Source organism: Salarchaeum sp. III (assembly GCF_036418315.1).
In the GTDB taxonomy this organism is placed as follows: domain Archaea; phylum Halobacteriota; class Halobacteria; order Halobacteriales; family Halobacteriaceae; genus Salarchaeum.
In genome coordinates, this window is sequence record NZ_JAZHPG010000026.1 from 1 (window position 1) to 23,814 (window position 23,814).

At 69.3% G+C, this 23,814-nt stretch carries 27 protein-coding genes; 11 read left to right on the forward strand and 16 right to left on the reverse strand.

Translation table 11 applies throughout. The features are described from left to right. A partial coding sequence (locus tag U3A55_RS08745; RefSeq protein WP_330991115.1) for a peroxidase family protein occupies positions 1-1,285 on the forward strand: 1,285 nt, incomplete at its 5' end. Between the two features lie 72 nt (positions 1,286-1,357). Then, positions 1,358-2,581 carry an MFS transporter gene (locus U3A55_RS08750; RefSeq protein ID WP_330991116.1) on the forward strand — a complete coding sequence of 408 codons (1,224 nt, stop codon included), beginning with the start codon at positions 1,358-1,360 and terminating at the stop codon, positions 2,579-2,581. Here U3A55_RS08750 and U3A55_RS08755 read toward each other — a convergent pair. The 5 genes from U3A55_RS08755 to U3A55_RS08775 all read right to left on the reverse strand — a co-directional run bounded on the left by U3A55_RS08755 (position 2,578) and on the right by U3A55_RS08775 (position 7,780). Further along, positions 2,578-3,930, reverse strand: coding sequence for an endo-1,4-beta-xylanase (locus U3A55_RS08755; protein WP_330991117.1), 1,353 nt, complete (start codon positions 3,928-3,930; stop codon positions 2,578-2,580). The two genes, U3A55_RS08750 and U3A55_RS08755, sit on opposite strands and share 4 nt — an antisense overlap. Before the next feature lie 181 nt (positions 3,931-4,111). Next, a complete protein-coding gene (locus tag U3A55_RS08760; RefSeq protein ID WP_330991118.1) occupies positions 4,112-5,560 on the reverse strand; it encodes a PH domain-containing protein in 1,449 nt (482 codons plus the stop codon). Next, positions 5,557-6,033 (reverse strand): PH domain-containing protein, encoded by a 477-nt coding sequence (locus tag U3A55_RS08765; protein WP_330991119.1) that lies wholly within the window; start codon positions 6,031-6,033, stop codon positions 5,557-5,559. The genes U3A55_RS08760 and U3A55_RS08765 overlap by 4 nt, the downstream gene beginning before the upstream one ends. Before the next feature lie 34 nt (positions 6,034-6,067). Continuing rightward, positions 6,068-7,474 (reverse strand): class II fumarate hydratase, encoded by a 1,407-nt coding sequence (locus U3A55_RS08770; RefSeq protein WP_330991120.1) that lies wholly within the window; start codon positions 7,472-7,474, stop codon positions 6,068-6,070. Positions 7,475-7,534: 60 nt separating this feature from the next. Beyond that, positions 7,535-7,780 carry a BolA family protein gene (locus U3A55_RS08775; RefSeq protein WP_330991122.1) on the reverse strand — a complete coding sequence of 82 codons (246 nt, stop codon included), beginning with the start codon at positions 7,778-7,780 and terminating at the stop codon, positions 7,535-7,537. Positions 7,781-7,944: 164 nt separating this feature from the next. On the opposite strand from U3A55_RS08775, the gene U3A55_RS08780 reads away from it, so the two are divergent. Beyond that, a complete protein-coding gene (locus U3A55_RS08780; protein WP_330991123.1) occupies positions 7,945-8,685 on the forward strand; it encodes an SDR family NAD(P)-dependent oxidoreductase in 741 nt (246 codons plus the stop codon). Position 8,686: 1 nt separating this feature from the next. Here U3A55_RS08780 and fen read toward each other — a convergent pair whose 3' ends face one another. From fen to U3A55_RS08795, 3 genes are read right to left on the reverse strand one after another with little or no spacing between them, the layout of a single operon-like run. Further along, the gene (fen, locus tag U3A55_RS08785) at positions 8,687-9,670 is read right to left on the reverse strand and encodes a flap endonuclease-1 (protein WP_330991124.1); all 984 of its coding nucleotides are present in this window, start codon (positions 9,668-9,670) and stop codon (positions 8,687-8,689) included. Positions 9,671-9,712: 42 nt separating this feature from the next. Then, positions 9,713-9,922, reverse strand: a complete 210-nt coding sequence (locus U3A55_RS08790) for a hypothetical protein (RefSeq protein WP_330991125.1) — start codon at positions 9,920-9,922, stop codon at positions 9,713-9,715. Between the two features lie 26 nt (positions 9,923-9,948). Beyond that, positions 9,949-10,482, reverse strand: a complete 534-nt coding sequence (locus tag U3A55_RS08795; RefSeq protein ID WP_330991126.1) for a GNAT family N-acetyltransferase — start codon at positions 10,480-10,482, stop codon at positions 9,949-9,951. Positions 10,483-10,585: 103 nt separating this feature from the next. On the opposite strand from U3A55_RS08795, the gene U3A55_RS08800 reads away from it, so the two are divergent. The 4 genes from U3A55_RS08800 (at position 10,586) to U3A55_RS08815 (ending at position 12,910) form a co-directional block, all read left to right on the forward strand. Then, positions 10,586-11,104 (forward strand): class I SAM-dependent methyltransferase, encoded by a 519-nt coding sequence (locus tag U3A55_RS08800; protein WP_442978298.1) that lies wholly within the window; start codon positions 10,586-10,588, stop codon positions 11,102-11,104. 21 nt (positions 11,105-11,125) lie between these two features. Then, on the forward strand, positions 11,126-11,539 hold the full coding sequence (locus U3A55_RS08805; RefSeq protein WP_330991128.1) for a DUF3054 domain-containing protein: 414 nt from the start codon (positions 11,126-11,128) through the stop codon (positions 11,537-11,539). Positions 11,540-11,620: 81 nt separating this feature from the next. After that, positions 11,621-11,863, forward strand: a complete 243-nt coding sequence (locus U3A55_RS08810; protein WP_330991129.1) for a hypothetical protein — start codon at positions 11,621-11,623, stop codon at positions 11,861-11,863. Between the two features lie 48 nt (positions 11,864-11,911). Continuing rightward, entirely contained in the window at positions 11,912-12,910 is a 999-nt protein-coding gene (locus tag U3A55_RS08815; protein ID WP_330991130.1) for an ornithine cyclodeaminase family protein, read from the forward strand. On the opposite strand, the gene U3A55_RS08820 is transcribed toward U3A55_RS08815, so the two are convergent. The 5 genes from U3A55_RS08820 to U3A55_RS08840 are packed head-to-tail and all read right to left on the reverse strand — an operon-like array spanning position 12,911 to position 15,802. After that, on the reverse strand, positions 12,911-13,114 hold the full coding sequence (locus U3A55_RS08820) for a glycine zipper 2TM domain-containing protein (protein WP_330991131.1): 204 nt from the start codon (positions 13,112-13,114) through the stop codon (positions 12,911-12,913). 42 nt (positions 13,115-13,156) lie between these two features. Then, the gene (locus U3A55_RS08825; RefSeq protein WP_330991132.1) at positions 13,157-14,065 is read right to left on the reverse strand and encodes a presenilin family intramembrane aspartyl protease PSH; all 909 of its coding nucleotides are present in this window, start codon (positions 14,063-14,065) and stop codon (positions 13,157-13,159) included. A 39-nt stretch (positions 14,066-14,104) separates the two neighbouring features. Beyond that, complete coding sequence (locus U3A55_RS08830; protein ID WP_330991133.1) at positions 14,105-14,332, reverse strand: H/ACA ribonucleoprotein complex subunit GAR1; 228 nt, start codon at positions 14,330-14,332, stop codon at positions 14,105-14,107. After that, entirely contained in the window at positions 14,332-14,613 is a 282-nt protein-coding gene (srp19, locus tag U3A55_RS08835; protein WP_330991134.1) for a signal recognition particle subunit SRP19, read from the reverse strand. Before srp19 ends, U3A55_RS08830 begins: the two co-directional genes overlap by 1 nt. Before the next feature lie 40 nt (positions 14,614-14,653). Continuing rightward, a complete protein-coding gene (locus U3A55_RS08840) occupies positions 14,654-15,802 on the reverse strand; it encodes a PGF-CTERM-anchored ABC transporter substrate-binding protein (protein ID WP_330991135.1) in 1,149 nt (382 codons plus the stop codon). A 60-nt stretch (positions 15,803-15,862) separates the two neighbouring features. On the opposite strand from U3A55_RS08840, the gene btuC reads away from it, so the two are divergent. Both btuC and U3A55_RS08850 read left to right on the forward strand, forming a co-directional pair. Continuing rightward, the gene (btuC, locus tag U3A55_RS08845; protein ID WP_330991136.1) at positions 15,863-16,984 is read left to right on the forward strand and encodes a vitamin B12 ABC transporter permease BtuC; all 1,122 of its coding nucleotides are present in this window, start codon (positions 15,863-15,865) and stop codon (positions 16,982-16,984) included. Then, the gene (locus tag U3A55_RS08850) at positions 16,981-18,168 is read left to right on the forward strand and encodes a heme ABC transporter ATP-binding protein (protein ID WP_330991137.1); all 1,188 of its coding nucleotides are present in this window, start codon (positions 16,981-16,983) and stop codon (positions 18,166-18,168) included. The genes btuC and U3A55_RS08850 overlap by 4 nt, the downstream gene beginning before the upstream one ends. Here U3A55_RS08850 and U3A55_RS08855 read toward each other — a convergent pair. Beyond that, on the reverse strand, positions 18,165-18,977 hold the full coding sequence (locus U3A55_RS08855; RefSeq protein WP_330991138.1) for a phosphatase PAP2 family protein: 813 nt from the start codon (positions 18,975-18,977) through the stop codon (positions 18,165-18,167). The genes U3A55_RS08850 and U3A55_RS08855 overlap by 4 nt on opposite strands. Positions 18,978-19,063: 86 nt before the next feature. On the opposite strand from U3A55_RS08855, the gene U3A55_RS08860 reads away from it, so the two are divergent. Beyond that, the gene (locus U3A55_RS08860) at positions 19,064-21,079 is read left to right on the forward strand and encodes a CARDB domain-containing protein (protein WP_330991139.1); all 2,016 of its coding nucleotides are present in this window, start codon (positions 19,064-19,066) and stop codon (positions 21,077-21,079) included. Here the strand turns inward: U3A55_RS08860 and U3A55_RS08865 are convergent. Then, positions 21,076-21,453, reverse strand: a complete 378-nt coding sequence (locus U3A55_RS08865; protein WP_330991140.1) for a hypothetical protein — start codon at positions 21,451-21,453, stop codon at positions 21,076-21,078. The two genes, U3A55_RS08860 and U3A55_RS08865, sit on opposite strands and share 4 nt — an antisense overlap. 58 nt (positions 21,454-21,511) lie before the next feature. Next, on the reverse strand, positions 21,512-22,423 hold the full coding sequence (locus U3A55_RS08870; protein WP_330991141.1) for a hypothetical protein: 912 nt from the start codon (positions 22,421-22,423) through the stop codon (positions 21,512-21,514). 208 nt (positions 22,424-22,631) lie between these two features. Between U3A55_RS08870 and U3A55_RS08875 the strand changes: the two genes are divergently transcribed. Continuing rightward, positions 22,632-23,813, forward strand: a complete 1,182-nt coding sequence (locus U3A55_RS08875) for a substrate-binding domain-containing protein (RefSeq protein WP_330991142.1) — start codon at positions 22,632-22,634, stop codon at positions 23,811-23,813. The last annotated feature ends 1 nt before the right edge of the window (position 23,814 follow it).

Genomic DNA, 23,814 nt, shown 5'->3' on the forward strand with positions numbered 1-23,814 from the left:
GTGGAACTCCGCGCCGACCGTGTGGGACACGGGCTACGTCGACAACCTCCTCGAGTACGAGTGGAAACCCCACAAGGGCCCCGGTGGCGCGTGGCAGTGGCAGCCCGCGAGCGAGGAAGAGCGCGAGGACATCGAGAAGGCGCCGGCCGCCCAGGACTTCGACGAGTCCGAGGAGCCGATGATGCTGACGACGGACGTGGCGCTGAAGCACGACGAGGACTACCGCGAGGTCCTCGAGAACTTCAAGGAGAACCCCGACGAGTTCCAGCAGGCGTTCGCGCGGGCGTGGTACAAGCTCATCCACCGCGACATGGGCCCGAAGCAGCGCCTGCTCGGCCCCGAGGTCCCGGACGAAGAGTTCGTCTGGCAGGACCCGATTCCGGACGCGGACTACGAAACCGTCGGCGAAGACGAAATCGCTGAACTCGAATCCGCGATTCTCGACGCGGACCTCGACCGCACGCAGCTGGTGAAGACCGCGTGGGCGTCGGCGTCGACGTACCGCGACAGCGACAAGCGCGGCGGCGCGAACGGCGCGCGCATCCGCCTCGACCCCCAGCGCAACTGGGAGGTCAACGAGCCGGAGGCGCTCGCGGACGTGCTCGACACCTACGAGGACATCCAGGACGAGTTCAACGGTTCGCGCGACGACGACGTGCGCGTCTCGCTCGCCGACCTCATCGTCCTCGGCGGGAACGTCGCCGTCGAGCAGGCCGCGGCCGACGCGGGCTACGACGTCGACGTGCCGTTCGAACCGGGTCGCACCGACGCGACCGCGGAGCAGACGGACGCCGACTCCTTCGAGCCGCTCAAGCCGAAAGCGGACGGCTTCCGGAACTACATCGGCGGCGACTACAACGACCTCTACGAGACGCTCGAGGAGCGGATGGTCGACAAGGCGGAGCTCCTGAACCTCTCCGTGACGGAGATGACGGTGCTCGTCGGCGGGATGCGCGCGCTCGGCGCGACCTACGAGAACACCGACCGCGGCGTCCTCACGGACGACCCGGGAACGCTGACGAACGACTTCTTCCAGAACCTCCTCGACATGGACTACGAGTGGGAGCCGGTCGACGAGGACGAGGAAGTGTTCGCGGGCTACGACCGCGACACCGGCGAGCAGGTGTGGGAGGCCACTCGCTTCGACCTCATCTTCGGCTCGAACGCTCGCCTCCGCGCCCACGCGGACGTGTACGCGGCCGACGACGCCGAGGAGAAGCTCGTCGAGGACTTCGTCGAGGCGTGGAGTACGGTCATGCAGGCCGACCGCTTCGACCTCGAATAGCGCGCGACGCGACTAACGGCAACCCCGGCGTCTTTCAGGGGTTTCTTACCTGCGGTCTACTTCTCCCTATTCGTGTCAGAGGTTCGTCGTCGACTCACGGAGTCCGTGCAGGGGTTGCGTGGCGACGGCCGCGGCTGGGTTCTATTGAGTATCGCGTCCGGGTGGCTGCTCACGCTCGGCCTGCGGTTTCTGGTGCCGGCGGTGATTCCGCAGGTGAAGGAGACGTTCGTCGTGGACAACGCGACGGCCGGTATCGCGGTGACGGTTGTGTGGGCGTTCTACGCGCTCACGCAGTTCCCGGCCGGCCTCATCACGGACCGCATCGGGGAGCGAACCGCGCTCGCGGGAAGTCTCGCGATGAGCGCGGCGAGCCTCGCGTTCCTCGCGAGCGCGCCCGTGTTCGCGGTGTTCCTCGTGGGCGCGGCGGCGTTCGGTATCGGGTCGGGGTTCTACGGGCCGGCGCGCGGCACCGCGCTCTCCCGGGCGTTCCCGACGCGCGCCGGTGCGGCGTTCGGCATCACACTCGCCGCGGGGAGTTTCGGGTCCGCCGTCCTCCCGCTGGTCGCGGGGGTGACGGTGGACGATGTCGGGTGGCGCGTCCTCGTCGGCGGCGCGGTTCCGCTGTTCCTCGCTGTCGCGGCGCTCGCGTACCGCGTCCTCCCCGAACCCATCGACGAGTACGCCGAGACCACCATCGACACCGGGCCGACGTTCACGGTTCGCGAGGCGCTGCGCAGAGTGCCCGAGGCGGTGCGGGACCGCGACGTAGTGCTCGCCGTCCTGGGGTTGACGTTCTACCTGTTCGCGTTCCAGGGCTTGACGGCGTTCCTCCCGACGTATCTCGTGGACGTGGAGCACATCGGGCAGGGCGTCGCTTCCGGCGTGTTCGCGCTCCTATTCGTCGGCGGCGGGCTCACCCAACTGGCCGCAGGGTCGCTCTCCGACCGGTACGGAACGGGACCCGTCCTCGTTGTCACGGCCGCGTTCGGCGCGCTCACGCTGTTCGCGGTGCCGTTCGTGGACTCGCTCGCGGTCTGGGCGGTGCTCTCCTTCCTCCTCGGGACGCGAATGGGTATCGCGCCGGTCGCGAACTCCTCGGTCATCGCCGCGCTCCCGTCGGACGCACAAGGGGCGTCGTGGGGATTCCTGCGGACGTGTTTCTTCCTCGTGAGCGCGACCGGGTCGGCGTTCGTCGGCGCGATGGCGGACGCCGACCTCTTCGACGAGTCCTTCCTCGTTCTCGGCGTTCTCACCGCCTGTGCCGCGGTCTGCTTCCAGCGCCTCGGCACGCGCTAGGGGGTCGGGACGCGCACCGTCACACCTGACGGGTCCGTGACGGTCGCGACGACGTGGCGCTCCCAGTCGTCGCCGCGCACCGTGATTCTATACCGGCCGAGGTCAGCGGTCGTGGAGAACGCGCCGTCCGTGAGCGCGCCGGCCTCGCGCGTCCACCACTGGTCGAACACGAGGTTCGCGTACGCGTGGTAGCCGGGTTTCTTCGAGAAGTCCTCCCGGAAGAGCGGGGCGTCGTCGCGCCAGTGCTGGCCGTCCCAGTACCCCCAGAGCCGGAACGAGACGGTGTCGGGGTGGCTGTAGACCGTCTTGAGGAACCGGTAGAGGTAGTCGCCCGCGGCCTGCTCGGAGGCGAATCCGGGCGTGTCGAACTCGGAGACGACGAGGTCGTGGTCGCCCAGGCCGGCGAACCGGTCGAGGCGCGCGAGCAGTTCGTCGGCCGAGACCGTCTCCGCCGCGCCCATCGTGTGCCCCTGGAACGCGACCTCGTCAGGCGGCGCGTCCCCGTCGGTGAGGTACTCGACGAGCGCGGCGTAGTCGTCGCGGTACGCGGGCCGGTCCTTCGCGAGGATGTCGTACTCGTTCACGCCGTACCGGCCGTCGGGCGCGGCGTCGTTCGCGACGCGGAACCACTCGCGGACCGGTGCGGGCGACGTGCGGTCGTCGCCGGGCGCGATGGTTCGGGCGAGCGCGTTCGCGTCGAGCGGTTCGTTCACGAGCACCCACTCGGTGACGCCGTGGTCGCCGACCCAGTGGCCGACGAGGTCGCGGACGTGGTCGTCGACGAGCGCTGCGACGCGGTCGGGACGGCCGGCGTCGACCGCGTCCCACACCCGCGCGGGCACCACGTCCTCGGTTCGGCGCTGCCAGACGACGGGCGCGCCGGACACCTGGACGCCGCGCTCGCGGAGGAACGTCATCACGTCGTGCATCTCCTCGTGCGTGCCGGGCTGGAGCCAGCGCCGCCACTTGTAGGCGTTCTCGAACACCGCGTCCGTGAACAGCCGCCCCACCCACTCCCGGTAGGGGTGGCCGTCGGGGAGCGCGCGGTGGCGCGCGACGTTGTACGCAGTGCTGAACTGGTAGGCGGGCGCGAGCATCGCCACCTCCACCTCGACGCCAGCGTCCGCGGCGACGGTCAGTTCGGTCCGGCGGTGCTCGTCGATGCGGCGGTCGGCCGCGCGCTCCCAGTCAGGCCGCGACCCCGACCGCTCCCAGTCGTTCCCGGGCGTATCCGGGACGGGCGGCGGGGCTTCGGAGGTCGTCGTACCCTGCGTCTGGTCGTCGTCGCTGGTCGCGCAGCCGGCGAGCGCACCCGTGGCGACCGCCGCGAGAACCGAGCGGCGACGCATAGTTCGAAACCGTATTCCGCGCAAAAAGTTCCTTTGGCTCCGCGGGTCGGGGAGTAATTTTTTGGCGTGCGAATCGAACACACCGATGCGGGTTCACACGCCCGCAAGCGGTCCGTCGACCTGTGACGGCGCCGTTCAGGGGCCGGCGCACCCACGTCGGCCCCACGACACGCGTGTCCTTTTACTGGCGGCCGAGCGTCGCGCGGAGTCGGTCGACCGCGCGTTCGGCGAGCGTCCGTGCGGTGGCCTCCTCGATGTCGTGCGCGGTGGCGTCGCCGCCCGCGAGCCGTCGGCTTCCCGCGGTGTCGTAGACGACGGACGCGAGCCCCCAGCGCCGCTGGAACACGGACTGGGACTCGATGACGGTCTGGAGGCGGTAGTAGGGGACGATGGTCGTGGAGCGCGACCAGAACCCGGCGCGGGTGACGGCGTACTCGTCGCCCTCGGCGTGTCCGAGGTGGAGCCAGCGGTAGTGGCCGCCGGCGACCGCGGCCGGGACCAGGAGGAGGCCGAGCCACCAGTACGGCAGGGTCCAGACGGCGTGCGCGGCGAACGCGCTAGCGACGACAAGGCCTGCGAGGATGCAGTACCGGCCGACGTACCGGCGGCGCGCCCGCGACGGCGGTCGTTCGACCGTAATGTCGTCGAACGGTTCGAGCGTTCGGGCGAGGTCGAGCGCGTCCTCCCGGGGAGCGAACGGAACGGCGGCCTCGGAGCCGCCGGAGGGCGCGTCGCCGGGCGCGTAGCCCGCGGTCTCGACGGCGAGCGTGGCGTAGCCGATTCGCCGCATCAGGACGTTCTCCGTGAGGGACACCGACTGGAGTTTGTCGAGCGGAATCGTTCCCGTGTAGCGCTTGAGGAGGCCGCGCTCGTACCGGAGGTCGTCGCCCTCGCGGCGGAGGCGGAAGCCGTAGAACCGTACGAACCTGACTGCCGCGCTCGCCGCCCAGAGCGCGCCGACGAGCAGGAGGGCGCCGACGCCGACGAGGAAGACGAGGAGCGCGGCCCCGAGACCGTTCGCGGCGTCGGTGAACCCGAGCGTCGCGACGACCGGGCCGAGCAGGGGGAAGGCGACGGCGAGGCCGGACGCGACGCGGGGGTCGAAGGAGAAGAAGCTGTACGCGAGCAGCGAGCGGTCGTCGAGTTCGTACAGCACGTCCCCAGCCGTCTCCCCCTCGGGCTCGGCGGTTTCGCCGGCCTTGAGTCGGCGGATTTCGGTCTGGAGGCGTTCTGCTTCCTCGGCGCTCACGCACTCCAGTTTCGCCTCCGTGCTCCCGCCGCCCGCGGTCTCGACGCTGACGGTGGCGATGCCGAGCGCGCGCTGGAGGACGTTCCGCGTCACGTCCACGTTCTGCACGCGCCGGAGCGGAATCTCGCGCTCGCGGCGGCTGAGCACGCCGGAGTCGATGTCGAGCGTGTCGCCCGCGAGTTCGTACGCGAACCGCTGGTAGTACGCGTACTCGTACGCTAGTCCGAGAACGGCGAGCGCGACCACGCCGGCGAGGATGAACGGCCAGAACTCCGCGAACGCGCCGCCGGAGGTGGCGGCGACGCCGATGACGGCCGCCCACCCGAACCGGAGGCCGCGGTCGAGGACGCGGTACGGGACGCTGAACGGGTGGAGCCTCATACGGCGTCCTCGGGTTCGCTCTCGATGGCGAGTTCGCGCAGCGACGCCTGGAGTTCGTCCGCGCGCTCGGGCGTCAGCCCCGGAATCGAGACGTCCGCGCCGCGGCTTCCCGCGGTGTAGACGACGACCGAGGAGAGGCCGACGAGGCGTTCGAGCGGACCGCGCTGGGTGTCGACGTGCTGGACGCGGACGTACGGGACGACCGTCCGCACGCGCGTGATGACGCCGCGCTGGAGGAACAGCGTGTCCTCGCGGACCTCGAACCGGAATACCCTGTACCGGAGGACCGCAAACACCACGCCGATGAGACCGACGAGGAGGAAGACGGCGACGCCGTAGAGCGGCGTGAACCACGGGAACTCGCTGGTGTCAGCGAACAGCGCGACACCGGTGACGATGCCGCCGAGGACGAGGGCGGTGACGAGCGCGCCGACCGCCCAGACGAGTCGCACGCGGGGATTCAGGCGTTCCATGTGAGATGGGGGAACGCCCGCGGTGAAAAAGCCTCTAGTCGTCGCCGAGGATGACGCGGTGCGTCATCGCCTCGGGGTCGAGCACTTCGTCCGCCTCCTCCTCGGTGAGGTAGCCGCGTTCGAGCACGACCTCCCGCACCGTCTTGTCCTCCTTGAGCGCGGCCTTCGCGACCTCGCTCGCCTTGTCGTAGCCGATTGCGGGGTTGAGCGCGGTGGCGAGCGCCATCGACTGCTCGACCTGCGTCTCGCAGTGCTCCTCGTTCGCTTCGAGCTTCGCGACGAACTTGTTCGCGAACGTCTCACTCCCGTTCGCGACGAGGGTCGCGGAGTCGAGGAAGTTCTGCGCGAGAATCGGCTTGTAGAGGTTCAGGTCGATCTGGCCCTCCGCCGCACCCGCGCCGACCGCGGCGTCGTTCCCGACGACCTGCTTGTGCACCTGATTCACGGCCTCCGCGACGACCGGATTGATCTTCCCGGGCATGATGGAGGACCCGGGCTGGTTCTCCGGCTGCTCGATTTCGCCGAGGCCGTTCCGGGGTCCAGACGCGAGCAGGCGGAGGTCGTTCGCGATCTTGTTCAGGCTGCCGGCGACGGTTTTGAGCGCGCCGTGCGCCTCGCTCATCGCGTCGTGCGCGGCCTGCGCCTCGAAGTGGTTGTCGGCCTCGCGGAACTGAATGCCCGTCTCCTCGCTGATGTAGTCCGCGGCCTTCGGTGGGAAGTCCGGATGCGTGTTCAGGCCGGTGCCGACCGCGGTGCCGCCGAGCGCGAGTTCGCGCAGGTGCGGTTTCACGTTCTCCACGCGCGCCAGTCCCTTCTTTATCTGCGCGCGGTAGCCGCCGAACTCCTGCCCGAGGCGGACGGGCGTCGCGTCCTGGAGGTGCGTCCGGCCCGTCTTCACGATGCCGTCGAACTCCTCTTCCTTCGCCTCCAGCTCGGCCGCGAGGGTTTCGAGCGCGGGCTGGACGTCCTCCACGAGCGCCGAGAGGGACGCGACGTGCATCGCGGTCGGAATCACGTCGTTCGAGGACTGCCCGAAGTTCACGTGGTCGTTCGGGTGAATCTCCCTGGTGCCGATTTCGCCGCCGTAAATCTCGGTCGCGCGGTTCGCGATGACCTCGTTCGCGTTCATGTTCGACGACGTGCCCGACCCGGTCTGGAACACGTCGACGGGGAACTGGTCGTCGTGCTCGCCCGCGATGACCTCGTCGGCCGCTTCGACGATGGCGTCCGCCTTGTCCTCGGGAATGGTTTCGAGGTCGCGGTTCGCCTGCGCCGCCGCCTTCTTCACGACGCCAAGCGCGTGCACGAACCGCGGTTTGAACGACTCCCCGCTGATGGGGAAGTTCTCCACCGCGCGCTGGGTTTGTGCGCCCCAGTACGCGTCCGCCGGGACCTCCATCTCTCCGAGACTGTCCTCCTCGACGCGGTAATCGTCTGCCATACGCGGGGGGTCGTCGCGGACAGCGTAAAAGCCACCGGAACGACGCGCGCTCGCCGCGACCTACGCCTCGTACTCCTGGGGCGTGTAGGTCTTCAGCTCGAGGGCGTGGATGTCCCGCGTCATCTTCCCCTCCAGGGCGTCGTACACGAGCTGGTGCTGGTCGACCAGGGAGAGTCCTTCGAACGCGGGCGACACCACCGTCGCACCGAGGTGGTCGTCGTCGTGCGGGCCGCGCGTTCGCGAGACCTCCGCGTCCGCGTCTTCGATGTTCGACTCGATGAGGTCCTCGATTTCGGAGAGGTCCATGCACGAGTGAGGGAGTCCGGCGAGGAAAAACCGCCCGGTCGGGGACCGGAAACACCACTTGCTTATACCACTGAGTTATACACCCTGTCGTGTTCCACGACAACGCCCCACGAGAACGGCGGCACGAATCGGAAACGACGCGCCGAAACGGAGGCCGACGGTAGATGCGCGTTCTTGTCACCGGTGCGAGCCGGGGTATCGGCCGCGCAATCGCAGTCCACCTCGCGGAATCGGGCGCGGACGCGGTCGCCGTCAACTATCGGAACTCGGCCGACGCCGCGGCGGAAACCGCGCAGTCCGTCGAACGAGCGGGCGCAGACACAGCCACAATCCAGGCAGACGTAAGCGACCCCGACGCCGCGGACGAACTCGTCGCGGACGCGGTCGACGCGTTCGACGGCCTCGACGCCGTCGTTAACAACGCCGGAATCGTCCGACCCGAACGAACCGAAGAACTCACGAACGACGACTGGAACGCCGTCCTCGACACCAACCTCGACGGCGCGTTTTACGTCACGCGCGCCGCCCTCCCGCACGTCCAGACGGCATCCGGTGATATCGTCTTCCTCTCCAGCATCGGCGGCACCGCCGGGACGGTCGACGCGAGTTACGCCGCGAGCAAGGCCGGCCTCCACGGCCTGACCCGGTCTCTCGCCAGAGAGTACGGACCGACCGGCGTGCAGGTCAACGCCGTCGCCCCCGGTCCCGTCGACACCGAGCTCAACGAGGACATCGTGAACTACCTCGAACGTATCGACTTCCGCGGCCACGAATCCGTGGACACGCACCTCCCCGAGTACGCCTGCCAGCCCGAATCCGTCGCGGAGACTGTCAGCTACCTCCTCGACAACGAGTTCGTCCACGGAGAAATCGTGAACGTGAACGGCGGAATGCAGTTCGGGTAGGTCACGTCCACTGGTCGAGGCCCGTCTGGACCATCGACTCCTCGATGCGGTCGAAGGCGGTTTCGACCTCGCTCGCGGGTATCTCCCACTCCTCACAGACGTAGTCGCGCGCGGCGCTCACGTCGGGGTCCACGTCGAGGTCGAGCGCGTAGTCGTCAGTCACGTCCGGGTCGAGGAACAGTTCGCGGATGCGGTCCGCGTGCTCGATGTACTCGTCGTCGGCGTCGAGGACGCCCCAGAGGTCGCCGTGCTCCTTCACCGATTTCAGCGCGGTTTTCGGCCCGTAGCCGCTGAGGCCCTCGTTGAAGTCCGTACCGCAGAGGATGGCGATATCCACGAGTTGCTCCCACGTGACGTCGTGTTCGTCGAGCGTCGCCGCGAAGTCCATCAGTTCGGGGTGGCCCTTCGAGGTGAGCTGGCGGAGCGTGTACGGCGCGCCGAACAGGATGGTGTCGTAGTCGTCGCTGCCGGCGTAGTCGATGTCATCGTCGACGCGCGCCATGTACGCGGCCTGCGCCTCGCCCTCCGCGGGCGCCTCGACCTGCGGCACGTCGAGGATATCGAGGAGGTCGCGCGTCGTCTCGTGGATGGTGTCGGTGAGGCGCTGCGTCCGCGACTCCAGCCGAGCGACCGCGACCGCGTCCCCTTCCTCGCGCGCTTCCTCGAGTTGTGCTTCGTATTTCTCGCGCTGCTCGCGGCGCTCCTCGATTTCGGCGTCCTTGAGTTCGGTGACGCCGCCGTCCCAGACGAACACCGGGGTGAGGTCGTTCTCGAAGAACTTCGGGAGGCCCTTCACGACGCCGAGGAGGTTCGCCACTTCGGTTCCATCGCTCGTGGTGTAGACGGAGTCGCTCGTCCACTTCACGGTCGTGGTGAGGTACTTGTAGAGCCAGTTGTGCGCGTCCACGGCGACCGCGTCCCCGTCGAGGTCGGCGAACGCGACCTCCTCGATGACGGCGAGCTGCCGCAGGTCCGAGAGTCCCATTACCCGTGCTTGGACGCGTTCGAGGTTAAGGTTTCGCGACGGTCAGAGGAGACCGATGGCGAGCAGGACGAGGCCGACGAGGACCGTGGCGATACCGGCGCCGCGCTGGACGACCGCGGTTTCGAGGTCGCTGAGGTCGTCGGCGGCGTCGTACATCGCGTTCTCCGGCCGGAAGACGAGACCGGGTTTCACGAGCGCAGCGGAGCCCGTGGCGAGGGCGAGCAGCCCGAGCACGAGGAATATCGGGGACATGCGTGGTGGTGGGGCGAGCGCGCGCTTCAGGCTGGCGGTTCGCGGGATTCCGGCGCGCCGGCGTCGAGTTTCTCCGCGACGAACGCGGCTTCCTCGTCGGAGAGGTCTCGGTCGCGGTACCGTCGAAGCCCGGTCCGGTAGTCGGCGTCCGCGGTTGACCCGTCCGCGAGTGCGGGATGGGCGAGGACGAGTTCGGCGAGCCCCGTCGAGTCGCCGGTCCAGCCGAACCCGGCCTTGTGGAGCGCGTGGTACGCGAAGGGGTTGTTGACGGCGATGTTCACCGTTCCGTAGCGCTCGTGCAGGCGGTCGGTGGCGAACGCGCAGAGCCGGGGGCCGACGCCGTCGCCCCGGTAGTCCTCGCGGACGGTGACGTACCGCAGCCACCCCGTCGCGTCGTCGGTGCGGTCGGCGTTGAACGACACTGCACCGACGAGGTCGTCGTCGCGCGCGACCGCCTTGCCCGTGTTCGACATGACGAACTTCCCGGCGTACGCGAACCGCCGCCAGTCGAGGCGCAGCGTGGGTTCGTCGGCGGGCCAGCCGAGGAAGTCGAACTCCATACCGATACCTGGGTCGGCGGAGGCTTATGTGGCACGCCCGCGACCCACGGGTGTGCACGACGTTCCGTACTTCGACGCGTTCGCGCCGGTCTACGATTTCGTGATGCCGGCGGCGGAGCGCGCGCCGCTCGCGGCCGGACTCGCGTACGCGGAGCGGGACGTGGAGCGCGTGCTCGACCTCGGCGGCGGAACCGGGCGGGCGGCCCGCGCGCTCGGCGGCGCGACCGTCGTGGACGCCTCGCGGGGGATGCTCGAACGCGCCGCGGACGCCGGGCTTCCGTGTGTGCGGGGCGATGTCGGCGCGCTTCCCATCGACTCGGCCAGCGTGGACGCGGCAGTTGTGGTGGACGCACTCCACCACTTCCCGGACATTCTCGGGGCGCTCGCGGAGGCCGCGCGCGTCCTCCGGCCGGGCGGCGTGCTCGTCGTTCGGGAGTTCGACCCGACCACCGTTCGGGGGCGACTGCTCGAAGTGGCCGAGCACGCGATTCGGTTCGAGTCGACGTTCCACGCGCCGGGCGGTCTCTGCGGGCTGCTGGCGGGCGCGGGGTTCGCGCCGCACGTCGTCGAGCGCGGGTTCGCGTACACGGTCGCGGGCGTTCGAGAGCAGAGGAGCGAATAGGGAGGCGCGCGAAGGCCCGGTATGTTCGAGTTCGACCGGCGGACGGTTCGACGGTTCGTCGCGGGCGACCTCGTGGCGATTCTCGCGTTCGTCACCGTGGGCGAGTACCAGCACAGTCCGTTCCTCTTTCAGCCGTCGCAGGCGGGCGACCTCGCGGTCCAGCTCGCGGGCGCGGCGGTGCCGTTCCTCGTCGGCTGGATACTCGGGTCGTGGGCCTTCGGCGCGTACGGCGAGCGCGTAGCGGAGTCCTGGCTCCGCCTCGCCGGCGCGACAGTCGGCGGCTGGCTGGTCGCGGACGTAATCGGGCAGCTACTGCGGAGTACCGCGTTCTTCCCGGGCGACGCGTCACCGGTGTTCTTCGCCGTCGCAGCGGCGTTCGGTGCGATATTCCTGCTCGCGTTGCGGACAGCCACGACGACCCTCCGCGACTCATAAGTTATGAGTAAGTCATACTTCAGCCACTCTTCACCTGTGGGAAAGACTTATATGAGTATCTCGCATAGTATGTATTGTATTATGAGTGAGTATTACGACGTTATCCTCGGTCTCATCCCGCTCGCGTTTCTGGGAACCATCGGCGGCTTCAGCTTCACCGGGTTCTCGCTGACAACCGCCGTAACCGCCGCAGGACTCGTCGGAATCGCACTCGTCGGCCACGCCCTCTTCGTCAACGGCCCCGTCGACCGCGCGCCCGCGACGACCACGTCCCCCGCGCAGAACGCCTCCGGCCCGATGAACGCGCCCGTCGACGCCGAATAACGCGCCGCTCCCTCAACGCTTTTCCTCCCGCCCCGCGAACTCGCGAACGTGACTGACGCACGCTACCTCGCGAGCGACGACGTATCCGACCTCGCGACACCCGCAGACTACGTCGAGGCCGTGCGGGACGCCTACCGCCAGCGCGGCGAGGGCGCGCCCGCGGAACCGCGCACGAAACTCGTGAACAGCGACCCGCCCGGGATGTTCACGACGTACGCCGCTATTCTCCCCGACACGGGCGCGATGGGCGGCTACATGTACAGCGCGGGGTTCGGCGAGCGCGACGCGTGGTTCATGACGCCGCTGTTCGACGCGGATTCGGGCGAACCGCTCGCGCTCATCGACGGCGCGAGCATGAACCCGTTCAAGACCGGAGCGACGGGCGCGGTAGGCGTGGACGCGCTCGCGCGCCACGACGCCACCTCCGTCGCCGTCATCGGAAGCGGCGCGCAAGCGAGAGGGCAGTTGCGCTGCACCGCGGAGGTCCGCGACCTCGAAACCGTCTGGGTGTACTCGCCGACGAAGGAACACCGCGAGGCGTTCGCGGGCGAGATGAACACCGCACTCGACGCTTCCGTCGCGGCCGTCGCGTCGTCCGACGCCGCCATCGAGAACGCGGACATCGTCATCACCGCGACGAACGCGTCCGAACCGGTGTTCGACGGCGACCACCTCGAAGACGGCACGCACGTCACCGCGATGGGGCAGTACAACCCGAACAAGCGCGAACTCGACGAGACGACCATCGAGCGCGCGACCTACGTCCCCGACCTCCGCGCCCGCGCAACGACGGACGCCGGCTCGTTCCTGCACGCGCTCGACGAAGGCGTCGTCACCGAGGACCACATCCACGCCGAGCTGGGCGAGGTGCTCGTCGGCGAGGCCGACGGCCGGACGAGCGACGACGAAATCACCGTGTTCGACTCCGGCGGCACCGGCATCGAGACGGCAGCCGCTGCCTACCTGCTGTACGAACGCGCGGAAGAAGCGGGACGCGGAACCACTATCGACATCTCGCCCGCGAGCGAGGCGCTGACGGGCGAGTAACTACTCGTCGCGACTGCGAACGCTCTCGACGCGCTCTTTCACGCCGAGGCTCTTCTCGCCAACGATTGCGCCGACTAGTCCACCGATAGCGCCGCCCGTGCTCGCGGTGTTCCGGCCGAGCAGTCCGCCGACCCCGGCACCGATTGCGGCGCCGATAGCTGCGTACTTCGCGCGACTCACGGCCCTGTTGATTCGGGACTTCATACATCCCCGTAGGCGGCCTGGATACAAAAACCTCGCCGCCGACTAGAGGTAGTCGGCGATGCCGAGCGCGATGTCGAGGGGAACGCCCGCGAACAGCGCGCCGACGAGGTAGCCGAGGATTGCGCCGCCGTTGAGCAGGGGGAGGGCGGCGTGCGCTTCGCCCTTCAGGACTTCGCGGAGGAGGACGACGAGGCCGACGAGCGTGCCGGTGGCGGCGGTGAGCGCGGGGATTGGGACGCCAAGGATGGCGTCGGCGTCGAGGAAGAACGCGGCGCTCGCGACGAGAATCGTCGGCATCACGGCGTCACCCAATCCGATGAAGAGCGCGTCGCGCTCGCCGTCGTCCTCGTCGTCGCCGGCGGCGCCGGGCGTGCTGTCCTCCCGGAAGGAGTAGCCGAGGCGGGTGGGGACGACGAAGAGGATGGGGACGTTGAGGTCCATCACGCCCTCGGCGAGGGTGAGCATGTGCTTGGTTCGGTAGACGCTGATGGCGTCGTAGAGGGCGAGGCCGACGAGCAGGACGAGCGCGGGGAGCACGCCGAAACTCACGCCGAACAGGGCGGCGGCGCCCATGCCCATGACGACGCCGGCGGCGTCGATGACGTACCACTCGGGGTGAATGAGGAGGCCGAGCACGACGAGCGCGCCGGCGCCGGCGCCGACGAGCGGTCCGCCGACGACGCTGAACACGTAGTAGGTGACGAGCGCGCCGGTGGCGATGATGACGTACCGGATGGCTTGCTCCTTGCCGTACTTGATGACGCCGAGCATCACGGCGGTCGCGACGAGCAGCAATCCGATGTAGAGAATACTGTTGAGGGGGTTCGTGGGGTCCTCGATGGTCTGGTAGCGTTCGAACGGTTCGACGAGTGCGAGCGCACCGGCCTGTACGCAGAGGAAGAGGAGGACGGTCGCCGCACCCGCGAGGAGGGCGCGCGTGCGCTGCTTCATGTCGGCACAGAGACGACCGGGGGTTTTCGTCGTTCCGACTTATCGAAGGTAGAGCGTGTCCCCGAGGAGTGCGGGGACGTGCACGCCGTCGGCGGGCGTGACCGCGAGGTACGGCCGGTCGGTCGGGCCGAACACGTCCACGACGCGCCCCACGGAGTCGAGGGAGGAGTCGACGACGGTCGCGCCGATATCGGGGTGGTCCTCGCCCTCGCAGCGGACGATGGCGAGACCCTGCGCGGTCCGGGTGACGGTGCCTGCGCGCCGCATTACTCGCGGAGGGCCGTGACGTACGCGCCGACGGCCTGCAGGAGGTCGGACTTCCCGGCGTCGTCGGCGTTCTCCACGAGCACGCGGCCGCGTTCGCGCCAGCTCTCCCGACTGTACGCCTTATCGCGCTCGATGACGGCGTCGTACCCGACCTGTCCGACGGCTTTCGCTATCTCGTCCACCGTCGGGTCCGGGACCGCGAGGCTCTCGGGCACCCGGCGTCCCTCCCGCCGCGTGCACTCGCTGTCGAGGTAGGCGGGGTAGATGACGTTCTCGACCATACGGGAAAAGAATCGACCGGACGGTTAAACCCTGTTGGACCTATCGACGGCGCGCGACCACGAACGCACCCGCGAGCGCGGCGAGTGCGCCGAGCACGCCGAATCCGGGCGTGCTACCCTCGGCGTCAGTCGTCGTCGCGGCGGTCGTCGTGTCCGCAGCAGCGGTCGTGCCGGACGAGCTCGTCGTCGTGCTCGTCGTAGTCGTGGTGGTGCTGTTCACGGCCTCCCACGCGTCGGGGTGGAGGGCCTTCGTGATATCCACGAGCGGGTAGACGACGCGCGGCGCGGGCTGGCTGAGGTAGTTGCTGTTCACGACGACGATGTTCCCGTTCTGGTAGGCCTGCGTCTGCTTGAGGGCGTCCGTCGCGACGGATTCGAGCGCCGCCGTTCCGTTCGGCGTCTCGTTCACCATCGCGGGGTTGTAGCTGGCGAGCAGCCACTCTGGGTTCTGCTGAATGACGAACTCGCCGCTCACGTCGCTCGCGGTCGGCCCGGAGAAGTCGCCGTTCAGGATGATGTTGTGCGCGCCGGCGGTGCGCATGATGTCCGTGATGAACGAGTCGGGGCCGGGCGCGTACCCGCTACCCTGCGAATAGTGCATCGACTTGTTCTCGACGTCAGCGGTCGCCTCCTGCACCTTCTGCACCTGATTCTGCATCCACGTCACCGTCTCCTCGGCGCCCTCGCAGTTCCCGACGAGTTTGCCGGTGAGCCGGGTCTTCTCGTAGATGTCCTGGAAGCTGGTGGCGGACTCGAACTTGAAGACGGTCGTGCCGTTCTGCCGGAGTTTCTCGGCAGTGGAGTCCTTCTGGATGTTCGCGAGCAGGACGAGGTCGGGGTCCTGCGCGAGCACTTTCTCGACGTCCGCATAGCCGAGGCTGGTAGCAACGTTGGTCACGTTCTCCGCGCCGTCGAGGTAGGACGTGTACGGGCTATTGTAGAGGCCGACGACCTTGTCCTGTGCGCCGATTTCCCACATCGTCTGGGTGCCGCTGGCGCCCACGACGACGACGCGTTCGGGCTCTTCGTCAACCGTCACTTCGGTTCCGGTGGCGTCCGTCGCGGTGAACGGATAGCCACACGTGGCGTTCGCGGAGTCGTCCTGGGCGGCGACGGTGCCGCCGAGGGCCGGAACGCCCGCGGTTGCGAGCAGTGCGACCATCACTACGGTAAGAAGGCGTCTGTGCACGTCTCCCCGTCCACGCTTGTTCAATAAATATTTACCTAACCCAACCCTGGTTGTCTTCGTATGCCCGCCGCCCGCGTTAGAGTCGTCTCCGCGACCGTCGCCCTCGCCGCGCTCACCGTGGCGAGCGTCGTCGCGAGCGCGACCCTCGGCCCCATCTCCATCCCGCCCGCCGAGGTCGCGCAGGCCATCCTGAACGCGGTCGTCGTCCCCACCGGCGCCGCGCTCTCCGCCGGCTTCCCCTACGTCGACGTGACGTGGGCGCACGTCTTCCACTTCGACGTGCCTCAGCCCTACCCGTTCGTCGTCGTGAACCTCCGCCTCCCCCGCATCGTCCTCGGCGCCGCCGTCGGGTTCGCGCTCGCCGTCGCCGGCACCGTCATGCAGGGGTTCTTCCGGAACCCGATGGCCGACCCCTCCATCATCGGCGTCTCGTCCGGCGCGGCCGCCGCCGCGGTCGCCCTCATCGTCCTCCCGCTCACCGTCCCCGGTGGCCTCCCCGCCGCGGCGTTCGTCGGCGCGCTCGCCGCCGCGTTCTTCGTCTACCTCATCGCTACCCAGAACGGCCACACGCCCGTCGCCACCCTGCTCCTCGCCGGCGTCGCCGTCCAGACCTTCCTCGGCTCCGTCGTGAGCCTCCTGATGGTTCGCTCCGACCAGCACAGCCTCCAGCGCGCCATCCACTGGCTGATGGGCAGCCTCGCCGACACCGACTGGGCTGAAGTCCAGCTCGTCCTCCCCGTCGCCCTGCTCGGCGGTCTCGTCCTCTACGCGTACAGCCGCGAACTCAACCTCCTCCTGCTCTCGGAGGAGGACGCGCACTCGCTCGGCGTCGAAGTCGAGCGCACCAAACGCCTCCTCCTCGCCGTCGCGAGCGTCGTCACCGGCGCGGCAGTGATGTACGCGGGCGTCATCGGGTTCGTCGGCCTCATCGTCCCGCACGTCCTCCGACTCGTCGTCGGCCCCGACCACCGCATCCTCCTCCCGACGAGCGCGTTCGCCGGCGCGAGCTTCCTCGTGCTCGCGGACACGCTCGCTCGCGTCGGCGTCGACGGCCTCCCGCTCGGCGCGCTCGGCGTCACGGGCGTGTTCGGCGGCGGCCTCCCCGTCGGCGTCATCACGTCCTTCCTCGGCGCGCCGTTCTTCCTCTACCTCCTGCGGAAACGCGAGGTGCACGAACTGTGAGACTCGACATCGAGGACATCGAACAGTCGTTCGGCGACCTCACCGTCCTCGACCGCGTGAGCGCCACAATCGACGAAGGGTCGCTCGTCGGCCTCGTCGGCCCGAACGGCGCGGGGAAGACGACGCTCCTCCGCACCATCACGGGCGGCCTGACGCCCGACGCCGGAACCGTGTCCGCGGGCGACGCCGCCGTCCACGACCTCTCCTCACGGGCGGCGAGCAGGCGAATCGCCGTCGTCCCCCAGGAAACCACCATCTCCTTCGACTTCACCGTCCGCGACGTGGTGGAGATGGGGCGCCACCCCCACCAGGCGCGCTTCGGCGCCGACCCCGACCCGGACATCGTGGCGGAGGCGATGGAGCGAACAGAGGTCGCGCAGTTCGCCGAGCGCTCCATCACCGCGGTGAGCGGCGGGGAGCGAAAGCGCGTGCTGCTCGCCCGCGCACTCGCGCAGGACGCCCCGATACTCCTGCTTGACGAGCCGACCGCGGGCCTCGACGTGAACCACCAGATTCGCACGCTCGACCTCGTTCGCGACCTCGTCTCCGAGGGCCGCACCGCGCTCGCGGCCATCCACGACCTCGACCTCGCCGCGCGGTACTGCGATAGGCTGCTCGTGCTCTCCGACGGCGGCGTGCTCGCGTACGGCCCGCCCGAGGAGGTGCTGACGACGAGTACGCTCCGGGAGGCGTTCGACGCGCGCACCGCGGTGAGCGAGAACCCCGTCACCGGGTCGCCGGCGGTGACGCCGCTCTCCGAGCAGGCGGACGAGCGCCCCGAAACGGTTCACGTGCTCGGCGGCGGCGGGGCCGCGGCGCCGCTCGTCCGACAGCTCGCGGACGGCGGGTTCCGGGTGACGGTTGGCCCCGTCGTCGAAGGCGACGCGGACCACCGCGCCGCCCGCGCGCTCGCCGCGGACTGCGTGACCGTCGAACCGTTCGCGGGCGTGGACGGCGACGCCTTCGACGCCGCTCGCGCGCTCGTCGAACGTGCGGACGCGACCGTCGTCGCGAGCGACGCCCTCGACCTCGGGCGGAACAGAGACCTCCTCGCGGGCCGCGTGCTCGTCGCGGGCGACCGAACGGCCGTGGACGCGCCGCACGCGCCCGCGGAACGCGTCGCGGCCGCCGTGCACGAGGGCGAACACGGACGACCCGGCGCCGCCGGCGCCAGCACCGATTAATCGCGAATGCGGGCGGCGAGCCGTCGGTAGCCGGGGAACGGCAACACCGTCTCGGGCGGGATACGGTGGGCGAGCGCGTACGCGAGGCTCGCGAGAAGGGCGGCCGCGGCGGCGTCCGCGAGCCAGTGCATCCCGAGGTAGAACGTCGAGAGGACGATGACCGCGGCCGACCCGGCGGCGGCGAGCGCGTACCGTCGCGTCGTCTTCCGCGCGTAGAGCGCGGCGAGGACGGAGAGGCCGGTGTGGAGGCTCGGGAACGCCTTCAGCATGGAGTCGCTCGCGAGCATACCCGCCTCGACCTCGGGCGTGACGAACACGAGCGGGTCGACGTTCGCGGGCGGGTAGAGCGCGGGGATGGAGACGGGCGTTCGGAGGAAGAACGGGACGGCGAGCAGGACGACGAGGACGTAGGAGACCGCGTACCGGCGCGCGTCCAGTTCGGACGCGTGCGACTTGAGGACGAGGTAGGTGAACGGCACGAGCACGGGGAAGACGACGAGGTAGAAGACGGCGAACGTCCACGTGAGCGGCGGACTGGCGACCGACTGGACGGCCGCGACGGCGCTCCCCTCGACGCCGTACACGACGTGCGTGAACGTCTGGTCGACGTGGTTCGCCTCGGCGAGCGAGGGGAGGTTCTGGGCGACGAGCCACGCGACGCCGATGTACTTCCAGTCGGTTCGGGCGAACTCGCGGACGTACCACGTCGGCGAGCGCGGGAGGAAGACGAGCGCGGACAGAACGAGGCCGAGCACGGTTGCCGCGGTGACGGCGATCATGTACTCGTCGGCGGGAGAGATGGAGAGCATTCCGTACGCGTTGTAGGGCGGCGCAGCCGGTATGTCGGTTTCCCTTCCGCCCACAGAGTAAAGCCGTCGGCGGTTCGACGACGAATATGCAACGCGCTACGGTTCTCGTCGCCGTCCTCTTCCTCGCGGCCGTCGCGCCCGCGGCCGGTGGCGTCGCCGGTGCCGCCGGATCTGCGACGACCGCGTCCGACGTGGCGGCGGCGCAGTCGACGAGCGAACTCGTTCGGACGACGACGCTCCGCCTCACGCCGGACGATTCCGGGGCGGTGGCGGCGGTCGTGGAGTACGACACGCCGTCGAACCTCGCGTCCCTCGATGTCCGCGCGGGCACGGGAACGGTGGTGTCGACGGACGGCTTCACCGAGACGGAGAACGGTCTCCAGTGGGACAACGAGACCGCAACCCCCTCGTTCACGCTCTCCGTCGAGGTGAACCAGACCATCTCGGGGTCGCGCGCGCTTCCCGAGGACGTGCACGCGACGCCGGATGCGGACGCGGCCCAGGAGTCCGGCGGGTACTCGTTCGTGGACGTGGGCGAGTGGGCGATACTGCCCGTTCCGCAGTTCTCCTCGCAGTGGACGTCGTACGGGAGCGTGACGCTGTCGTCGTCCGTCGCGGTCGCGGGTGAGGGCGCGGTCGGCGGGAACATCGCCTACCTCGGCCCGGAGCGGACGTACACGGCGAGCGAGAACGGACAGGAGTTCCGGCTCGTCGTGCCCGCCGCCGCGTCGCTGGCCGAGTCCCCGGACGACATCCTCGCGTCGCTCACGAGCGCGTCAGACTCTCTGCAGGTCGGCGCGCGTGACGAGCGCGTGATGACCATCGCCGCGCCAACGAGCGTGGACTGGGGGCCGGCGGGCCTGGAGTACGGCGGGAGCGACTCGTGGGTGCTCGCGGACAGCCGACTGGACACCGCGGGGAACGTCTGGCTGCACGAGTACGTGCACACCCGCCAGGACTTCAGTACGACGAGCGCGACCCAGTGGGTGACCGAGGCGACCGCCGAGTACTACGGCGCGCTCCTCACGCTCCAGCAGGGCCGCATCGGCTTCGACGCGTTCGCAGAGCACCTCCAGCGCGGCACGCGGTCGCCGTACGCGAGTGCGGTGCTCGCCGACCCGGGGACGTGGACGTACAACTACGCGAACTACGTGAAGGGACCGCTCGTCTACGGGAACGTCGACCGCGTGATTCGACTCGCGTCGGACGGCGAGCACACGGCGGAGGACGTGCTCGGCCGGCTGAACGTCGACACCGACGGGACGGTGACGCAGTCCGAGTTCCTGGCCGCCATCGCAGCAGCGGGGTCTGACGACGTGGCGTCGTACGCTCGGCGGTACACGGAGACGCGCGCTGTTCCCGATATGTGGGGCCGTGAGGCGCACGCCGAAGCGTTCGAGAGCGCGACTGCGCGGCTGGTCGCGTCGGTGCCGAGCGACGGCGTGCGCGTCACCGGCCCGTACCGGAATACGACGACCGGGAGCGTGCCGACGCTCGTGACGGGTGAGACTACGGCAGTGTCGGTCGACGTGACGAACGAGGGCGGCGCTGACGGGTCGTTCACCGCGGCGCTCCTCCGGTCCGGTCGCGCGCTCGACACCACTGACCTGTCGGTCGCGCCCGGCGAGACCGCGACGGCGACCGTCTCCGCGACGTTCGACGAGGCCGGCCAGTACACGCTGACGTACGGCTACGAGACGCGAACGATACGGGTGCGGGAGCCGGCGTCCCCGAACGCGACTGTCGAGGTGGACGCGACGACCGTCGCGCCCGGCGACGCGGTCCGCGTGTCCCTGGAGGCATCGAACCCCGCTGACTACCCGGCGAACGGGACGTACCCGGTGGTCGTGGACGGGGAGACCGTCGAGACGTGGACGGCCGCACTCGGTCCCGCCGAGACCGCCTCGTTCGAGACCACGGTGACGCTCGACGAACCCGGCGCGCACACCGTCCGGGTCGGCGACCGTACGTTCACCGTCACCGTCGAGGAGACAGCGACGACCGCCGCACCGTCGAGCACGGGAAGCACGCCCGGGTTCGGCGTCACGGCCACCGTCGTGAGCGCGCTGCTCGCCGCCCTCGTCGCGTCACGCCGCCGCTAAACCGCCGCGACGGCGACGTACGAGACGGCGGTGAGGACGGCCGCGGCGAGAATGGAGATGGCGGTGAGTTCGGCGGCGTGCCGGCGGTCGCGTCGGCGGGCGTCCGCGTCGCTCACGCTGCCGCGGTCGCCGCCGAACGAAAACCTGCCGCGCCACGCGAGCCGCACGCAGAACGACTCCCGGCCCTGAACGTACCACTCGATACCGACGGCGAGCGGCGCGAACGCGCCAAGCACGAGAACGGCGGGAACGGACGCCGCGGCCACGACGGCGACGTACGCGATGGCGAGCGCGAACGCGGCGTACGCTATCCGGTAGCGGCGGCGGCGTTCTTGCTCGCCGATGTTGCACGTCCCGGGGACGTACTCACTCATGAATCGGGATAGGGGAGCGCGCGGGTAATCGTCTCGGGCAGGGGCGAGGCCCGCCGGGTCACGGACGCGCGGCGTCGAGTTCGGCCTGCACGACTCCCCAGTCGATCGGCGGTTCGAGGTCGCCCACGGCGGACGCGAAGCGCTCCACGCGGTGGCCGTGGGCGTCCCGCCACTCGGTGGTCGCGCTCGCGTCGATGCGGTTGGCGAGCGACTGGTGGCGGGCGGCGAGCGCGTCGAGGCGGCTGGCTTCGGTCTCGTAGTCGCCGTCCCACTCGCGGAGGTCGGCGCGTTCCGCGCGGAGGTCCGCGAGCAGGAGTGAGAGGACGTGCGACTGGAGGGCCGCGCCAACCCACGCCGCGGCGTTCGCGTCACCGCCTTCGAGGCGGTCCGCGGCGTCCGCGAGCGCGTCCAGCGAGTCAGCCACGTCTGCGAGGTCGTCCTCGAACGTCTCACGGCGGCGTTCGGGGTTCGTGAGCCAGTTTTCGAGGGATTCCGCGTCGCTACTGAGTTCGTCGGCGGTCCACTGCGCGGCGCTCGCGTCCTCGCGGAGGTCGTGGAGGGCGAGCGAAACGTCGACGAGAGCGTCCCGTTCGCTGGCCTGCCCGACGATGTTCTGGAGGCGCTCGCCGAGGTCGTCCACGGTGGCTTCGAGCGCGTCGAGGCGGTCCTCGTGCGTGCCAACGCGGGCGTCCACGGTGTCGAGGTCGGGGGCGTCGGTCGCGGCGTCCCGGGCGTCGGCGACCGCCATCGCGGCGAGTTCGACGCGCGTCTCGGGGGTGGCGACGACCTTCGAGGCGTCGGCGAGTTCGGCGTCGACGCCGTCCCACGTGACCCGTCCGTCCTCGTCGGCGACCGCGCCGAGCGCCGCCCGGACGACGGCGGGGTCGCGGTCCACTTCGTCGGTGACGGCGTCGGTCGCGTCGTCGACCACCAGTCCGTCGATGCCGTCGGTGTCCGCGCGTTCACGCATACTCGACGGAATCGGACGCGCGAGGATATAATTTTCGACAGAGAGCGCCTATACAGACTGTTTACGCCGATTATAGTGAACGTACGGCTATATAGGCGGACGTACGGATAGTTCGAGAACGGAGCGTCCGTAGCCGTACGGGGGTGTACGGCCCCGAATAGTATACTATTATAAAGGGTCTTTATACGAAACCGCATGTTCTCAGGTGATGCCTCAGGACGACACGGGCACGGGAGCGGGTGTATCGCGGCGTAAGTTCATCGCGGCGACGGGTGCGGTCGGCGCGGCCGGTCTCGCCGGCTGTCAGACGGAGAGCTCGGGCGACGAGACGACGGCGACAACGGAGAGCGGCGACGACAACCAGAACACGCAGCAGACGACGCAGTCCGAGAGCAACGACACGTCGATGCTGACGGCCGAGGGGTCCTCGACGGTGTACCCCATCGCGAACACGGGGAGTTCGTACTGGAACTCGAATCCACCGAACGACGACGGCGAGTACTGGGGGTCGAGTAGCGAATCCACTGTCCCCGGATGGGAGGAACTCGGGTCGCCGGATATGCGGCTCGCGGACTACTTCGCGAGCCTCTACGGGTTCGAGCCGACCGGCCAGCAGGCGACGCCGCCGTTCATGACGTCCATCGGTCTGAGCCACTCCGGAACCGGCTGTAAGTCCGTCTGGGACGGCCTCGTCGACATCGGGAACTCCTCCGGCCCCATCACGGCCGAACTCGGCTGGAGCGAGGAACAGCGCGACCAGCGCGTCGTCGACCACGTCGTCGGCCGCGACGGCCAGCCGGTCGTCGTCAGTAGCGACATCTACGACGCGGGTATCACCGAGCTCACCGGCGAGCATATCCGTCAGATCTACCAGGACGAAATCACGAACTGGAGCGAGCTCGGCGGGCCCGACCAGGAGATCTACGTCATCGGCCGCGCCGAAGGCTCGGGAACGGACACCTCGTTCCGCCTGAACATGCTCGGGAGCGCGGACGCCCCGATGCCAGGCGTGAACACCCGGTTCGGGCAGAACCAGCAGGTCGCGCAGGCCGTCCAGCAGAACGAGGGCGCCATCGCGTACATGGCGCTCGCGTTCACCGGCCCGCAGGTCCAGCCCATCGCCATCGACTTCGAGGGGACGGTGTACCAGCCGGACAAGGACGCGGAACACACCATCTTCGACAGCGAGTACCCGCTGAACCGCGACCTCCACCAGTACACGAAAATCACGGAGGACGCGCCGAACGGCACGGATAAGCGGGAGGCCGCGTTCATCAATATGTTCCTGACGACGTTCGGGCAGACGGTGTTCGTCGAGGGGAACAACTACATCCCGCTCCCGACGAAGGACCTCGAGTCCGAGAAGGCGAAGCTGCCCGAGCAGGCCTGAC

Coding starts and splice junctions, on each gene's coding strand:
- U3A55_RS08755 (WP_330991117.1), bottom strand. CDS start 3,930: ATGCGTCGCCGCTCGGTTCTCGCGGCGGTCGCCACGGGTGCGCTCGCC.
- U3A55_RS08760 (WP_330991118.1), bottom strand. CDS start 5,560: ATGAGGCTCCACCCGTTCAGCGTCCCGTACCGCGTCCTCGACCGCGGC.
- U3A55_RS08765 (WP_330991119.1), bottom strand. CDS start 6,033: ATGGAACGCCTGAATCCCCGCGTGCGACTCGTCTGGGCGGTCGGCGCG.
- U3A55_RS08770 (WP_330991120.1), bottom strand. CDS start 7,474: ATGGCAGACGATTACCGCGTCGAGGAGGACAGTCTCGGAGAGATGGAG.
- U3A55_RS08775 (WP_330991122.1), bottom strand. CDS start 7,780: ATGGACCTCTCCGAAATCGAGGACCTCATCGAGTCGAACATCGAAGAC.
- U3A55_RS08780 (WP_330991123.1), top strand. CDS start 7,945: ATGCGCGTTCTTGTCACCGGTGCGAGCCGGGGTATCGGCCGCGCAATC.
- fen (WP_330991124.1), bottom strand. CDS start 9,670: ATGGGACTCTCGGACCTGCGGCAGCTCGCCGTCATCGAGGAGGTCGCG.
- U3A55_RS08790 (WP_330991125.1), bottom strand. CDS start 9,922: ATGTCCCCGATATTCCTCGTGCTCGGGCTGCTCGCCCTCGCCACGGGC.
- U3A55_RS08795 (WP_330991126.1), bottom strand. CDS start 10,482: ATGGAGTTCGACTTCCTCGGCTGGCCCGCCGACGAACCCACGCTGCGC.
- U3A55_RS08800 (WP_442978298.1), top strand. CDS start 10,586: ATGCCGGCGGCGGAGCGCGCGCCGCTCGCGGCCGGACTCGCGTACGCG.
- U3A55_RS08805 (WP_330991128.1), top strand. CDS start 11,126: ATGTTCGAGTTCGACCGGCGGACGGTTCGACGGTTCGTCGCGGGCGAC.
- U3A55_RS08810 (WP_330991129.1), top strand. CDS start 11,621: ATGAGTGAGTATTACGACGTTATCCTCGGTCTCATCCCGCTCGCGTTT.
- U3A55_RS08820 (WP_330991131.1), bottom strand. CDS start 13,114: ATGAAGTCCCGAATCAACAGGGCCGTGAGTCGCGCGAAGTACGCAGCT.
- U3A55_RS08825 (WP_330991132.1), bottom strand. CDS start 14,065: ATGAAGCAGCGCACGCGCGCCCTCCTCGCGGGTGCGGCGACCGTCCTC.
- U3A55_RS08830 (WP_330991133.1), bottom strand. CDS start 14,332: ATGCGGCGCGCAGGCACCGTCACCCGGACCGCGCAGGGTCTCGCCATC.
- srp19 (WP_330991134.1), bottom strand. CDS start 14,613: ATGGTCGAGAACGTCATCTACCCCGCCTACCTCGACAGCGAGTGCACG.
- btuC (WP_330991136.1), top strand. CDS start 15,863: ATGCCCGCCGCCCGCGTTAGAGTCGTCTCCGCGACCGTCGCCCTCGCC.
- U3A55_RS08855 (WP_330991138.1), bottom strand. CDS start 18,977: ATGCTCTCCATCTCTCCCGCCGACGAGTACATGATCGCCGTCACCGCG.
- U3A55_RS08860 (WP_330991139.1), top strand. CDS start 19,064: ATGCAACGCGCTACGGTTCTCGTCGCCGTCCTCTTCCTCGCGGCCGTC.
- U3A55_RS08865 (WP_330991140.1), bottom strand. CDS start 21,453: ATGAGTGAGTACGTCCCCGGGACGTGCAACATCGGCGAGCAAGAACGC.
- U3A55_RS08870 (WP_330991141.1), bottom strand. CDS start 22,423: ATGCGTGAACGCGCGGACACCGACGGCATCGACGGACTGGTGGTCGAC.
- U3A55_RS08875 (WP_330991142.1), top strand. CDS start 22,632: ATGCCTCAGGACGACACGGGCACGGGAGCGGGTGTATCGCGGCGTAAG.